The organism is Rhizobium sp. M1, assembly GCF_002531805.1.
Taxonomy (GTDB): domain Bacteria; phylum Pseudomonadota; class Alphaproteobacteria; order Rhizobiales; family Rhizobiaceae; genus Rhizobium; species Rhizobium etli_C.
In genome coordinates, this window is sequence record NZ_NWSW01000006.1 from 34,043 (window position 1) to 46,771 (window position 12,729).

Here is a 12,729-nt window from a genome sequence, read left to right on the forward strand (position 1 = left end):
CCTCCCCGGCCCGAGAAATACTTGACGACCCCAAAAGGACTCTCACGGCAGCGTTAATGCAGGGTAAACAGCGGTTGTATGAAACTGTCGTATAACGAGTCCCGGGACTCCCAATTTCTCATCCGGGATAACTTGTATTTTCTTCTCCAAATTTAGAAACAAATAAAATAAAAGCAACATGTTAAGCAATATTAACCAACCACCAGGTTCGGGCCGCGCCCGCTCCACATCTTTCGTTAATCACAACGTTGACGAGTCCGGCGCGTTTACCGGACGTTTCCATCCTTCGCGTAGAAATAGTGTCAGATAAGCCTGTGTTTTAAGAAAAGGTATAAATGTTGGCACACGCTCTGGTATCGCCGACCGCTGCAGCCTACACCTCCGGGCGGGACATTGGCCGGACCCTGGAATCCGCCCGCAGCCGGGTCGAGGAACGTTTTCTCGAAGGCGGCACGGTGCTGCTGTCGGTGATGGATGTTCTCAACCGTTTGTTGAATTCTCTCGAGAGCGTCACGGCGGCGCTCGACAATGGGGAACAGAGCGATACCGGCGCCGATCTCCGTGCCACGGTGGAGAGCCTGACGGCGCTGCCGGTCACCGAAGAAAATCGTCAGCAGGCACTCGTCTCACTGGCGCAGACCGGCAGGGAGCTGCGCAAATACGTCTCCGATATGCAGGAGACGATGCGTTATCTCAGAACTTTCGCCGTGACCGTGAAGATCACCGGCGCCGGCCTTGCCGAATTCGCCGGCTTCGCACAGGAAATCCTGGAGCGAATCTATTCCGGCACCGATGAAGTCAACCGTTTCGCCGCGCATCTCGACAGCCTCGACAAGGAGGTCAAACTCGCCGCCTCCTTCGGCGCCAGTGTCTCCAAGGGCTACGCCGATACCGTTCCGGCCGTTGCCGCCGCCCTGCGCGGCGACGCCGCCAAGATCGCCGAACACCGCAAGCATCTCGGCGTCGTCGCCCGCGAGGTCGGCGCGATTGCACGCGGCGTTCAGAGCAAGGTCGCCTCGACGCTCTCTGCCCTGCAGATCGGCGACATCACCCGCCAGCGCATCGAGCATGTACAGGCCACCCTTTCGCTGCTTGAGGAGTTCTTTGCCGGCGAGGAGGGCGCCAAGCTCGATGCCGGTGCGCGCAAGCGCCTTCAGAACGTCATTCACCATCTGACCGCGGCGCAGATGAACGACATGTGCGTAAATTTCCAGCGGGAATCGGAAAACGTCGTCACGACGATCGCCAGTTTCGACCACGACATGCGGGAGATCCTCAAGCTGCGCGACCAGATGAGCGGCGCGAGCGGCGAATCCGCCGGCAACTTCATGCGCGCGCTGGAATCGAGCGTTTCGGCCGCCCACGAAATCGTCCGGCAGGTCGATACGGCAAGCCGGCAGGCCGACCAGGTGAGCCAGTCGACGATCGACACGGCCGCCAAGCTCTCCCAAGCGATCGCCAATATCCGCGCCGTCAAGACCGACATCCATTATATGGCCTTGAACACCAATCTGCGCTGCAGCCGTCTCGGCGAGGAAGGTCGGTCGATCAACGTCGTCACGGCCGAATTGCGCATCTTCGCCGGCAAGCTTGACGAATCCGCCGATGCCATCGTCACCGGCCGGCCGGCGCTCGAAGCCGCGGCCGGACGCATCGCCCCCGCCACCGATGCCGGGGCGGGCGGCCTGGGAGAGGGCCTGACGTCGGCCGTCGGCAACATCCGCGCCGCAGCCGACGTCATGGAAAACGAGCTGAAAGTGCTTGCCGAAAACGGTCGCGAGGTCGCCACCAAGATCGGCCTGCTGATCGGCAAGCTCGATTTCCAGCGTGACCTCGGCGAGGTCTTTGCCCGCTGCGCCGATGTGCTGGATGAGGCCGCCGGCACCGAGGTCGCCGATATCTCCGATCTCGCTGAGGCGATCGCCCCGCTCGACCGCAAGATCTTCAAGCACTATACGATGGTTCAGGAGCGCAACATTCATCGCGACATCATCCCGGCCTGCGAGGAAAGCGCTGCTGCCCCTGCTCCCCCCGAGCCTGCCAAGATCGAAAACGACGAGGATCTTTTCGCCGACGCGCTGTTTTAAAGTCGCCCCGGTTGGGACGCTAGAGCATGATGCCGAAAAGTGTGAGCGGTTTTCGGGCGACATCATGCTCTAACTCTTTAATTTAGAACAGGATTCATACTTTAGGCCAAACGGGCCTAAAATCATCCTGTTCTAGGCGCTATTATTTAGCGTCGGCGGAACTTGTTGGCGGCGTCGATCGCCGCCTTCTGCTGCTCGTCCTCGATGCCCAGGTAAAAATCCTCGAGCGCCGGATCGGCAAGCCCGGCGCGGCGCGACAGCACGTACCACTTCGCCGCCTCGACCGGATTGGGCGGCGTGCCGATGGCATTGACATAGAGGTGGGCGAGCTTGTTTTGCGCCGCGACATTGCCGCCATTGGCGGCAAGTTTCAGCCATTCGAAACCTTTGACATAATCCTTCGGGCCGCCGACGCCGTTGACGAGCCAGATGCCGAGATCGAGCTGGGCCGTGTCGAAGCCGGCCCGCGCCGCGCGCGCCATCCACTCGCGGGCGAGTCGCTTCTTGTCCTCCGGCAGGTCTTTGAGCGTCGCGTAAAGCTGCGCCACCGCATATTGCGAATCGGCAATGCCCTGCTCGGCCGATTTCTCATAGAATGGCAGCGCCAGCTTCAGCCCCTTCTCGCCGGGATTGTCGGCCACGAGGATCTGCGCCCAGTTGAATTCGGCTGAAGGGTTGCCGGCCTCGGCCGCTTTGCGCATGTAGTCGTCGGCCTTGACCTTGTCGCGCGGCACGCCTTCGCCTTCCATCAGCATCAGCGCATATTTGAACATTGCCGCCGGATCGCCGCCTTCGGCTGCCTTGCCGTACCAGAAGGCCGCGTTCTTCACGTCCTGCTTGACGCCGAGACCCTGTGAGAGGATTTCGCCGATCAGCGTCTGCGCTGCCGGATCGCCGAGTTGGGCGCGCGGCAGCGCCTTATCCATCGCTGTCAGGTAATAACCGCGCTGGTAAGCGCCGTAAGCCTCGTCGATCGGTCCCTTGTAATCCTTCTCCGGCGGCAGGTCCGGTAGTTTCGCGCCCATCCGGTCGAAAACCCCGACGCCATCGGAGGGTCGCACGCCGGGACCGGCGGGCCGGTCGGTGCGAAAGGTCGAAGCCGGCGCCGTGCCCGGCTGGCTGATGACGCTGTCGGTTGCCTGCGCCAGGGCGACATCCGGCCCGGCTGCAAGGAGAACGGCGATGCTGGCGAGCAGATACTTCAAGTGGCGGGCGGGCGGGATCGGCATGAGCGCGATTTCAATCCTCAAACCGTGGCGCTTTTTCGTCAAGCAGCGCGTTGATTTCGGCAATGACGGATGGCGCCCGGGCGGGCTCGCCGAAGACCGCCAGCCGCAGCGCCACGAACTCCACTCCGGTTTCGGCAACGGCGAGCGCCGAGGCCGGATCGGTGCCGCCCATGACGATGCAGGGGATTTCGATCATCGAAGCCCACCATTCGCCAAGCGCAAGGTTCTTCGGATGGGCCTCCGGCTTGATGTCGCCATCGAGCTTGCCGAAGAAGATATAATCCGGCCTCACTTCGCCGATCTCCAGCGCCGTGTGCCGGTCGGCCGCATTGCCGCCGCCGACGATCAGCTTCGGCGCGTGCTTGTCGATCGCCTCCGACAGCACCTCGGCATTGCCGGAAAGATGCAGGCCATCGGCCTTTGCCCGTCCCGCCACGCGGCTGTCGCCTGCAATCAGCGCCGCCGCCCCGGCATCCTGGATCAGCGGCACCAGCTTTTCGGCATGTTTTTGAAAGGCGCCGTCGTCGAGCCCGTATTGCGGCACGATCACCGAGGCGACATCGCCGCCTTTCAGCGCGTCGGCGACGATCTTTGCCTGTTCATCGGCATCGGCGATATCGGGGGCGATGAGCACAAGGCGGCAGCGGTTTTCCGGTTCGGTCATGAGGTCTTTCCGTTTCCAGCGAATTCCCCTTTCGAAAGGACGGATCCGCACTCGTTTTGTGTGAGTAGTTCCGTTAGAGGAGGCTTGCAAGAGGAGGACGCCGAAAGCATGCCGCAGGATTTGTCATTCTACTACGCCGCCGTGCCCGCCGTCCTCTTGGTCGGCCTCGCGAAAGGCGGCATGGGCGACGCTTTGTCGCTGATCGGCCTGCCCTTTCTCGCTCTGGTCGTCTCCCCGGTCAAAGCGGCGGCGATCCTGCTGCCGATTCTGATCTTCATGGATATGATTTCGCTCGTCATCTGGCGCAAGCATGGCGATTGGACGACGCTGAAAATCATGCTGCCGGGCGCAATCTTCGGCATCGGCCTCGGCTGGGCGACGTCGGCGCTGGTTCCGGGCAACATGCTGCGCATTGTCATCGGGGCGGTTACCATCCTCTTCTGCCTGCGTTATTTCTGGAGCAATTTCGGCCCCGGCATCGCCAAGGTGATCCCGCCGCGCGGCCAGCGGTCGGTTGCCGCCAGCCTCTGGGGGACGTTTTCCGGTTATGGCAGCTTCGTCGCCCATGCCGGCGGCGCGCCCTTCCAGGTCTATGCCCTGCCGCTCAAGCTGCAGCCGCGCGAATATACCGGCACCAGCGTGCGCTTCTTCGCGATCCTCAATGCCGTCAAGCTGATCCCCTATTTCGCGCTCGGCCAGCTCGACACGCAGAACCTTGCGACCTCGGCGACGCTGCTGCCCTTCGCCCCGCTCGCCACGCTTGCCGGCGCCTGGTGCGTGCGCCGCATGCAGTCGGCAATCTTCTACCCCTTCATGTATGCGATGGCCTTGATCGCCGCCTTGCTGATCGTGCGCGAGGGCCTTGGCGGGTAAGGGCGGCCCTGCTCCACGCTGCAACGCACAATTTTCTTGCCGCCGCGGCCGGTTTGCCGTAGCGTTCCCGCCATGTCGAACACGGACCCCTTCTCTGCGATTGCCGATCCGAACCGGCGGTTTCTGCTGGAAGAATTGCGGCGCGCGCCGCGAACAGTCAACGAGCTCGCCGAGGGCCTGCCGATCAGCCGGCCGGCGGTGTCGCAACACCTGAAGGCGCTGCTCGACAGCAACCTCGTCTCGGTGACGTCGGAAGGCACGAAACGCATCTACGCGGTCAATAACCGCGGCTTCGACAAGCTCAATCTGTGGCTGGATCAGTTCTGGGCCTGATCGCCCTCCGACAAGACCCCAAACCTAATCCGATGAACGCGATCGGCGGCGGGAGATGCAAAAGCGCCAGCCGCGATGCCGCGAGCATCGGGCTGGCGCAATTCTGGTGTCAAATCACCGGGTCTTGCAAATTTTAGGCGGAATGGATGGATTTACCTCTTCATGCGCAAGATGATCGGCCGGCGACCCTTGGGAAGATCAGTGGACGGATGACTTGAGACGCTGAATCTCGTCCTTGATGCGCAGCTTGCGGCGCTTGCATTCGGCAATTTCCGTGTCGGAGATAGAGGGAGCTGTTCTGAGCGCGTGCAGCTCCTCCTCGAGAGCAACATGCTTTTTCTGGAGTGATTCAAGATGAGCTTGAACTGTCATTTGACCCTTCCTTCCTCTTACCCTCCCCGGCCATCATCGTCGGGGATCAAGGTGTCAACGCGCCGGACTGTGACATATTTTTGAAGGCTTGTCGAAGGCGAAAAGATGAAGATGAGATGGCAAATTCATGATCAAGACTAACTAGCCGTTACCCGTATTTGGTGATAGGAGCTTGCGGAAATCATCGGCAGATCGGACAAGATCCGAAGACGACAACGGGGAATGCATATGGCCGATCAGGAACAGGCGGAAATCAGGCTCATGGTGGCGCGGTTGCGTCAGGAGCACGAGGATTTCGACGCCGCGATCAACGCCATGATCGAGACCGGATGCGACGCTCTGCGAATCCAGCGCATGAAAAAGAAGAAGCTCGTCATCAAGGACAAGCTCTCCAAGCTGGAAGATCAGATCGTTCCTGATATCATCGCCTGATCGCATCGCCCGATCGCATTGCTTGAGAGGAATAGCGGCAACGATGACAGACAGACCACCCGTCGCCATTATCATGGGCAGCCAATCCGATTGGGAAACCATGAAGAACGCGGCCGATACGCTGGAAGCCCTGGAAATCCCTTATGATGCGCGCATCATCTCGGCGCACCGCACGCCCGATCGCATGGCGAATTTCGCCAAGGGCGCGCGCGCCGAGGGCTTCAAGGTCATCATCGCCGGCGCCGGCGGCGCTGCCCATCTGCCGGGCATGACCGCATCGATGACGCCGCTGCCGGTCTTCGGTGTCCCGGTCCAGTCGAAAACCATGTCCGGCCAGGATAGCCTCCTGTCGATCGTGCAGATGCCGGCCGGCATTCCGGTGGGAACGCTCGCCATCGGCAAGGCAGGCGCGGTCAACGCCGCCCTTCTCGCCGCCGCCGTGCTTGCCCTTTCCGACGAAGAAATCGCCGAGCGGCTCGACGAATGGCGCGAACGTCAGAGTGCCAGCATCGCCGAATACCCGATGGACGACCAATGACTGTAAGCACGATCGGCATTGTCGGCGGCGGCCAGCTCGGCCGCATGCTGGCCATCGCCGCCGCCAGACTGAATTTCCGCACGATCATTCTCGAGCCGCAGGCGGATTGCCCGGCCGCTCAGCTCGCCAACCGGCAGATCGTTGCCGCCTATGATGATCCGGCGGCGCTGGCCGAACTTGCCGCTGCCTGCGATGTCGTCACCTACGAATTCGAGAACGTGCCCGTTGCCGCCGCAGAGACGCTTTCGGCAAGCATTGCCGTCTATCCGCCGCCGAAGGCGCTGGAAGCCGCACAGGACCGCCTGGTCGAAAAGCGCTTCCTCAACGATTGCGGCATCACCACCGCCCGCTTTCACGCGATCGACAGCCAGGCCGATCTCGAGGCGGCCCTGAAGGATTTCGGCGGTCAGGGCGTGTTGAAGACCCGCCGTCTCGGTTATGACGGCAAGGGCCAGAAGGTTTTCCGTTCAGTGGCCGACAGCGCTGACGGCGCCTATGCCGCGCTCGGCGCCGTGCCGCTGATCCTCGAAAGCTTCGTCGCCTTCGAGCGCGAGGTTTCGATCATCGCCGCGCGCACCGCCGACGGCGCGGTCGTCTGCTTCGATCCCGCCGAAAATATACACCGCAACGGCATCCTCCATACCTCTACGGTTCCCGCCGCGATCTCCACAGCGACGGGCGAAACCGCACGTCGGTCGGCCGAAAAAATCCTCGCGGCATTGAACTATGTCGGCGTCATCGGCATCGAATTCTTCGTGCTTGCCGATGGCAGCCTGATCGCCAACGAGATGGCCCCGCGCGTACACAATTCCGGACACTGGACGGAGGCGGCCTGTACCGTCAGCCAGTTCGAGCAGCATATCCGCGCCGTCGCCGGCCTGCCGCTCGGCAATGGCGAGCGCCATTCCGACTGCGTCATGCAGAACCTGATCGGCGACGATATCCTTGCCGTTCCCGACTGGCTGCGACGCCCCGATACGCTGGTCCATCTCTACGGCAAGACGGAGTGGCGCCCCGGCCGCAAGATGGGCCATGTCACCACCTTGGCGCCGAAATCCCCGCTTTCCCGGTGAGAAAACACCCTCTCGCCCTGGGAAAAACACCGTCACGTGGTTGACACGGAAAAGGTGACGGGGTATCTGCTCCCCACCTAAAGAGCGCGCCCCGACGGCGCGCTTTTGATTGTTAAAGATACGGGCGAATGTGAATTCCCCCACAGAGATCGCGGATCAGAAAAATGAAGATCAAGAATTCGCTCAAGTCGCTCAAGGCTCGCCACCGTGACAACCGTCTGGTTCGCCGCAAGGGCCGCATCTACATCATCAACAAGCTGAACCCGCGCTACAAGGCTCGTCAGGGCTGATTGCGCGCATCCGGATCGCCGCGCCGCGCAGTTGCGCCGTCGGACATCTGGTAGGTCGCTGCGGTGATCACGTCAAATTTGTTTGATCTTCGGCGTTGGCGGGCTAATATGTCCGCCATGCGCTTTTTTGCTTTGATGCCAGCGGCTTTGCCGCTCTTCCTCGTCCTCTCCAGCTCTCCGCTTCCGGCCATCGCGGCGGAAAAGGATGTCATCGTCGAGCAGAGCAATGCCGCCAGTTCGCCGAAGCAGCGCCTCGATCAGCTCTTCAGCCAGCTGAAGCGCGAGCGCGATCCCGACAAGGCCAGCAGCATCGCCAACGAAATTCGCCTGGAATGGAATGATTCCGGCAGCGCGACCGTCAACCTGCTGATGCAATGGGCCGACAAGGCGATTGAGGAAAAGCGCAATCCCGCCGCGCTCGATTTCCTCGATGAGGCAATAGCGCTGAAGCCCGATTACGCCGAAAGCTGGAATCGGCGCGCCACGCTGAATTTCGTCATGGGCAATTACCGCAAGTCGATGTCCGACATCGAACATGTGCTGGATCTCGAGCCGCGCCATTTCGGCGCGCTCTCCGGCATGGCCGCGATCCTCAGCAATTCCGGCAACGATCAGCTGACGTTGAAAGCCTGGGAGCGGTTCCTCGATATCTATCCCGCCGAGCGCACTGCGCAGGAACAGGTCAATACGCTGTCGGAAAAACTTGCCGGCAACCGCACGTGATGTCGGCTCGCCCAATCTTGAAGCCCGGCCGGACCGCACAATTTTAGCATTATCGAGGGAGCCACGCGGCGCTTCGCCCACCGCTCTCGAGATCCGCCGCAACCATCGCCCGTAAAGATCATGCTTGCAGAAGTTTCCGCTCTTCTCGCTCCCCTCGCCGCCGCCATCGGTTACTCCTCCTACAAGGCGCGGCGCTTCGAACAGACCTATCCCAATATCGGTGAGCTGACGGATGTCGGCGGCTACCGCATGAATGCCGTCCATATCAAGCGTCCGGAACATGCCGACCTGCCGGCGCTCGTCTTCATTCACGGCGCCAGCGGCAATCTGCTCGACCAGGTCGTCGCCTTCCGCGCAGCCCTCGAAGGCCGGGCGGAAATGCTCTTCGTCGACCGTCCCGGCCACGGCTATTCCGAACGCGGCGGCCCTGAAAACGCGGTCCCTTCCGGCCAGGCGGATGCGATCGCCCGGCTGATGGAGGCCCGCGGCATCGAGAAGGCGATCATCGTCGGTCATTCTTTCGGCGGCGCGATCACCGCAACCTTCGGCCTGCGCCATCCCGAAAAGACAGCCGGCCTGCTCTTTCTGGCACCCGCGACCCATCCCTGGCCGGGCGGGATCGACTGGTATTATCACGTCGCGACGGCGCCGGTCGTCGGCTGGCTGTTCAACCACGCCATCGTCGTGCCGCTGGGGCTCAGTCGGCTGGAGCGCGGCACGCTGAATGTCTTCCGTCCCAATCCGCGCCCGCTCGATTACATCGAAAAGACCGGCCCATCGCTGGTGCTGCGGCCCCGCACCTTCCGCAACAACGCCGTCGATTTCAAAAGGCTGCTTGCCTATCTGAAGGAGCAATCGCCGCTCTATGCGCAGATCACCGCGCCGACCGTCATCATAACAGGCGACAGCGACGAGATCGTCTGGGAACACCTGCATTCACGCGGTCTTGCCCGCGATATAGGCGGCTCCGAGCTCATCACCGTCCGCGGCGTCGGCCACAAGCCGGATTATCTCGCGACCGATGTCGCCATCGCGGCCATGGAAAAGATCGCCGGCAAGCCGTGCGACCTGCAGGCAATCGCCCGCCGGGCCGAGGAGCGGCTCGCCGCGGCGTCACGCGATCGGACATCTCTGCCGTCGCTGGAGCCGGGCGCCCCGCGCGGGCATGATCCTTCAGCCGAAAACTCGATCGAACGCCTCGCATAAAGCCGATCGCGCGCATTGCCTCGAGCCGGCGCAGCCCCATATGTTTTTCCGTTGTTGTCCATAGGAGGGGAAATCATGGGCCGCCTGCATATCGGGACGATCTCGGTCATATCGGCATTGTCGCTCTGCCTGACCTCGGCTTTCGCGGCCTCGCCCGCACCTGTTGAAGCCGAACACGGCATGGTCGTTACCGCTCAGCATCTGGCGACCGATGTCGGCGTCGAGGTGCTGAAGAGCGGCGGCAACGCCGTCGATGCGGCCGTCGCCGTCGGTTATGCGCTGGCGGTGGTCTATCCCTCGGCCGGCAATCTCGGCGGCGGCGGCTTCATGACCATCCGCCTGAAAGACGGCACCAAAACCTTCCTCGATTTCCGCGAACGCGCGCCGCTCGCCGCGACGAAGACCATGTATCTCGATGCCAAGGGCGAGATCGTGCCGCGCGCCAGCCTCGACGGTTATCTCGCCGTCGGCGTTCCCGGCTCGGTCATGGGTTTTGAAACCGCGCGCGAGAAATACGGCACCCGCTCACGCCAGGATCTGATCGCGCCGGCGCTTCGCTTCGCCAAGGAAGGCTTCACTCTGGAACAGGGCGACGCGGCCATCCTCGCCGGCGGCGCCAAACGCCTCGCCAAGGATGAGACGGCGGCGAAAATCTTTCTGAAACCGGATGGCAAGCCCTATGCATCGGGCGAAAAACTTGCGCAGCCGGATCTCGCCGCGGTCCTCGCCGCCATCTCCGAAAAAGGTCCGGACGCCTTCTACAAGGCCGCACCCGCCGAGGCGATCGTCACGGCAAGCCAGGCCAAGGGCGGCATCCTCGCCAAGCAGGATTTCGAGCAATATGCCGTGCGCGAATTGAAGCCGATCGAGTGCAATTACCGCGGCTACGACATCATCTCCTCGCCGCCGCCCTCCTCCGGCGGCGTCATCATCTGCGAAATCCTCAACGTCCTCGAAGGTTATCCGCTCTCCTATCTCGGCTACGCCTCGGCCGAAACCGTGCACGTGATGGTCGAGGCGATGCGCTACGCCTATGTCGACCGCAATGCGGCGCTCGGCGATCCTGATTTCGTCGAGAACCCGGTCGAAAAATTGCTCGACAAGGGCTACGCCAAGGAGACCGCAGCAAAGATCGATCCCTACAAGGCCGGCACATCGGCGAATTTGAAACCGCTCGGCGGCAAGGAAAGCAACGAGACGACGCATTATTCGATCATCGACGACGAGGGCAACGCCGTCGCCGTCACCTACACGCTGAACGGCTCCTTCGGCGCCGCCGTCGTAGCACCCGGCACCGGCGTTCTGCTCAACAACGAGATGGACGATTTCACCTCCAAGCCCGGCGTGCCGAACCTCTACGGTCTGGTGCAGGGCGAGGCGAACGCCATCGCCCCGAAGAAGACGCCGCTCTCCTCGATGAGCCCGACGATCGTCACTCGCGACGGCAAGCCCTTCATGGTGATCGGCAGCCCCGGCGGCTCGCGTATCATCACCATCACGCTGGAGGCGATCCTCAATGTCGTCGATTTCGGCATGGATATCAGCCAGGCGGTCAATGCGCCGCGTTTCCATCACCAATGGCAGCCCGACAAGGTCTATCTCGAGCCCTATGCGCTTTCGCCGGATACGGAAAAGGCCCTCGCCGCCATGGGTTACAGTTTCGACGGCGGCAATGATGCGCCGGTCTGGGGCCAGGCTGCCGGCATCCTCGTCGGCGGCAAAAGCCTTGCCGCCATCGCAAAGGGCGGTGGCGCCCGCTACAACGGCGCCATGGATGCCCGCGCGGTGGAAGGCTCGGCCGGCGGCTATTGACGGGCGCCAAGAGCTGTAGGCAGCGTATATCCATTCATGTCACGGTGACAAAGTCGACGTTCACAAACGGCGTGCCGCATCCTATGCATGTGCGAACTCTCCAAGCAGGACGATTCCCGAATGGCAAGCATTGAAATGATTGTCGCCGCCCGCGCCCGTCTGCGCGGCCATGCGCGCCGCACGCCCCTTCTCTCCTCCCCCTTCCTCAACGACATCGCCGGCCGGCGCCTGTTCGTGAAGGCGGAATGCCTGCAGCATTCCGGCTCCTTCAAATTTCGCGGCGGCTGGTCTGCCCTCTCTGGCCTCGATCCGGCCGTGCGAGCGCGCGGCGTCATCGCCTTCTCCTCGGGCAATCATGCGCAGGGTGTGGCGCTGGCAGCCAAGCTGCACGGCGTGCCCGCCGTCATCATCATGCCGAGCGATGCGCCGAAGCTGAAGATCGCCAACACCCGCGCCTTCGGCGCCGAAGTCGTGCTCTACGACCGCGCCAACGAGGATCGCGACGAAATCGGCGCCCGGCTTTCAGCCGAGCGCGGCCTGACGCTGATCAAGCCCTTCGACGAACCGCTGGTGATCGCCGGCCAGGGCACGACCGGCCTCGAGATCTCCGAACAGGCCGAAGAAGAGGGTGTGACGTCAGCCGAGGTCCTCGTGCCCTGCGGCGGTGGCGGATTGACCTCCGGCATCGCCCTTGCCCTCGAAGCCAGTGCCCCCGGCCTCCGCGTCCGGCCCTGTGAGCCCAAGGGTTTCGACGACACCACCCGCTCGCTCGCCTCCGGCAGGATCGAACGCAACGCGTCGATATCAGGCTCGATCTGCGATGCGATCCTGACGCCACAGCCCGGCAACATCACCTTCCCGATCCTCAAGCGCCTTGCCGGCGCCGGCATCGTCGTCACCGACGAGGAGGCGCTGCGCGCCATGGCGCTCGCTTTTACCCGGCTGAAGATCGTCGTCGAGCCCGGTGGTGCCGTGGCGCTCGCCGCCGCCCTCTTCCACGGCGAGGCGCTGGAAAGCGATGCAGTCATCGCCGTCACCTCGGGTGGCAATGTCGATGCCGATCTCTTTGCCATGGCGCTGGAGCGCTTCGGCTGAGA

At 62.6% G+C, this 12,729-nt stretch carries 14 protein-coding genes; 11 read left to right on the forward strand and 3 right to left on the reverse strand.

The features are described 5' to 3' along the window. Positions 1-338: 338 nt before the first annotated feature. Positions 339-2,087 carry a chemotaxis protein gene (locus CO655_RS06335; protein WP_176539226.1) on the forward strand — a complete coding sequence of 583 codons (1,749 nt, stop codon included), beginning with the start codon at positions 339-341 and terminating at the stop codon, positions 2,085-2,087. Positions 2,088-2,233: 146 nt separating this feature from the next. On the opposite strand, the gene CO655_RS06340 is transcribed toward CO655_RS06335, so the two are convergent. Next, positions 2,234-3,316: a tetratricopeptide repeat protein gene (locus CO655_RS06340; RefSeq protein WP_097664241.1), complete on the reverse strand. Its 1,083-nt coding sequence runs from the start codon at positions 3,314-3,316 to the stop codon at positions 2,234-2,236. Between the two features lie 10 nt (positions 3,317-3,326). Further along, a complete protein-coding gene (locus CO655_RS06345) occupies positions 3,327-3,980 on the reverse strand; it encodes a thiamine phosphate synthase (RefSeq protein ID WP_097664139.1) in 654 nt (217 codons plus the stop codon). A gap of 108 nt (positions 3,981-4,088) precedes the next feature. Here CO655_RS06345 and CO655_RS06350 point away from each other — a divergent pair, with 108 nt between their 5' ends. Next, positions 4,089-4,853, forward strand: a complete 765-nt coding sequence (locus CO655_RS06350) for a sulfite exporter TauE/SafE family protein (protein WP_097664140.1) — start codon at positions 4,089-4,091, stop codon at positions 4,851-4,853. 72 nt (positions 4,854-4,925) lie between these two features. Next, the gene (locus CO655_RS06355; RefSeq protein ID WP_003552646.1) at positions 4,926-5,186 is read left to right on the forward strand and encodes a metalloregulator ArsR/SmtB family transcription factor; all 261 of its coding nucleotides are present in this window, start codon (positions 4,926-4,928) and stop codon (positions 5,184-5,186) included. Between the two features lie 198 nt (positions 5,187-5,384). On the opposite strand, the gene CO655_RS06360 is transcribed toward CO655_RS06355, so the two are convergent. Continuing rightward, the gene (locus CO655_RS06360) at positions 5,385-5,558 is read right to left on the reverse strand and encodes a DUF465 domain-containing protein (protein ID WP_009996782.1); all 174 of its coding nucleotides are present in this window, start codon (positions 5,556-5,558) and stop codon (positions 5,385-5,387) included. Positions 5,559-5,786: 228 nt separating this feature from the next. Here CO655_RS06360 and CO655_RS06365 point away from each other — a divergent pair, with 228 nt between their 5' ends. From CO655_RS06365 to CO655_RS06400, 8 genes are all read left to right on the forward strand, one after another. Further along, complete coding sequence (locus CO655_RS06365; RefSeq protein ID WP_010028538.1) at positions 5,787-5,990, forward strand: DUF465 domain-containing protein; 204 nt, start codon at positions 5,787-5,789, stop codon at positions 5,988-5,990. Positions 5,991-6,033: 43 nt separating this feature from the next. Further along, positions 6,034-6,528, forward strand: coding sequence for a 5-(carboxyamino)imidazole ribonucleotide mutase (purE, locus tag CO655_RS06370; RefSeq protein WP_004679370.1), 495 nt, complete (start codon positions 6,034-6,036; stop codon positions 6,526-6,528). Next, on the forward strand, positions 6,525-7,601 hold the full coding sequence (locus tag CO655_RS06375; RefSeq protein ID WP_097664141.1) for a 5-(carboxyamino)imidazole ribonucleotide synthase: 1,077 nt from the start codon (positions 6,525-6,527) through the stop codon (positions 7,599-7,601). The genes purE and CO655_RS06375 overlap by 4 nt, the downstream gene beginning before the upstream one ends. A gap of 164 nt (positions 7,602-7,765) precedes the next feature. Continuing rightward, complete coding sequence (gene ykgO, locus CO655_RS06380) at positions 7,766-7,891, forward strand: type B 50S ribosomal protein L36 (protein ID WP_003582204.1); 126 nt, start codon at positions 7,766-7,768, stop codon at positions 7,889-7,891. Between the two features lie 108 nt (positions 7,892-7,999). Then, positions 8,000-8,614 carry a hypothetical protein gene (locus tag CO655_RS06385; protein WP_097664142.1) on the forward strand — a complete coding sequence of 205 codons (615 nt, stop codon included), beginning with the start codon at positions 8,000-8,002 and terminating at the stop codon, positions 8,612-8,614. A 120-nt stretch (positions 8,615-8,734) separates the two neighbouring features. Beyond that, the gene (locus tag CO655_RS06390; RefSeq protein WP_097664143.1) at positions 8,735-9,820 is read left to right on the forward strand and encodes an alpha/beta hydrolase; all 1,086 of its coding nucleotides are present in this window, start codon (positions 8,735-8,737) and stop codon (positions 9,818-9,820) included. Between the two features lie 75 nt (positions 9,821-9,895). After that, positions 9,896-11,632, forward strand: a complete 1,737-nt coding sequence (ggt, locus tag CO655_RS06395; protein WP_097664144.1) for a gamma-glutamyltransferase — start codon at positions 9,896-9,898, stop codon at positions 11,630-11,632. A 120-nt stretch (positions 11,633-11,752) separates the two neighbouring features. After that, positions 11,753-12,727, forward strand: a complete 975-nt coding sequence (locus CO655_RS06400) for a threonine/serine dehydratase (protein WP_097664145.1) — start codon at positions 11,753-11,755, stop codon at positions 12,725-12,727. Positions 12,728-12,729 lie beyond the last annotated feature (2 nt).

Coding starts and splice junctions, on each gene's coding strand:
- ykgO (WP_003582204.1), top strand. CDS start 7,766: ATGAAGATCAAGAATTCGCTCAAGTCGCTCAAGGCTCGCCACCGTGAC.
- purE (WP_004679370.1), top strand. CDS start 6,034: ATGACAGACAGACCACCCGTCGCCATTATCATGGGCAGCCAATCCGAT.
- CO655_RS06365 (WP_010028538.1), top strand. CDS start 5,787: ATGGCCGATCAGGAACAGGCGGAAATCAGGCTCATGGTGGCGCGGTTG.
- CO655_RS06360 (WP_009996782.1), bottom strand. CDS start 5,558: ATGACAGTTCAAGCTCATCTTGAATCACTCCAGAAAAAGCATGTTGCT.
- CO655_RS06385 (WP_097664142.1), top strand. CDS start 8,000: ATGTCCGCCATGCGCTTTTTTGCTTTGATGCCAGCGGCTTTGCCGCTC.
- CO655_RS06345 (WP_097664139.1), bottom strand. CDS start 3,980: ATGACCGAACCGGAAAACCGCTGCCGCCTTGTGCTCATCGCCCCCGAT.
- CO655_RS06400 (WP_097664145.1), top strand. CDS start 11,753: ATGGCAAGCATTGAAATGATTGTCGCCGCCCGCGCCCGTCTGCGCGGC.
- CO655_RS06390 (WP_097664143.1), top strand. CDS start 8,735: ATGCTTGCAGAAGTTTCCGCTCTTCTCGCTCCCCTCGCCGCCGCCATC.
- CO655_RS06375 (WP_097664141.1), top strand. CDS start 6,525: ATGACTGTAAGCACGATCGGCATTGTCGGCGGCGGCCAGCTCGGCCGC.
- CO655_RS06350 (WP_097664140.1), top strand. CDS start 4,089: ATGCCGCAGGATTTGTCATTCTACTACGCCGCCGTGCCCGCCGTCCTC.
- CO655_RS06355 (WP_003552646.1), top strand. CDS start 4,926: ATGTCGAACACGGACCCCTTCTCTGCGATTGCCGATCCGAACCGGCGG.
- ggt (WP_097664144.1), top strand. CDS start 9,896: ATGGGCCGCCTGCATATCGGGACGATCTCGGTCATATCGGCATTGTCG.
- CO655_RS06340 (WP_097664241.1), bottom strand. CDS start 3,316: ATGCCGATCCCGCCCGCCCGCCACTTGAAGTATCTGCTCGCCAGCATC.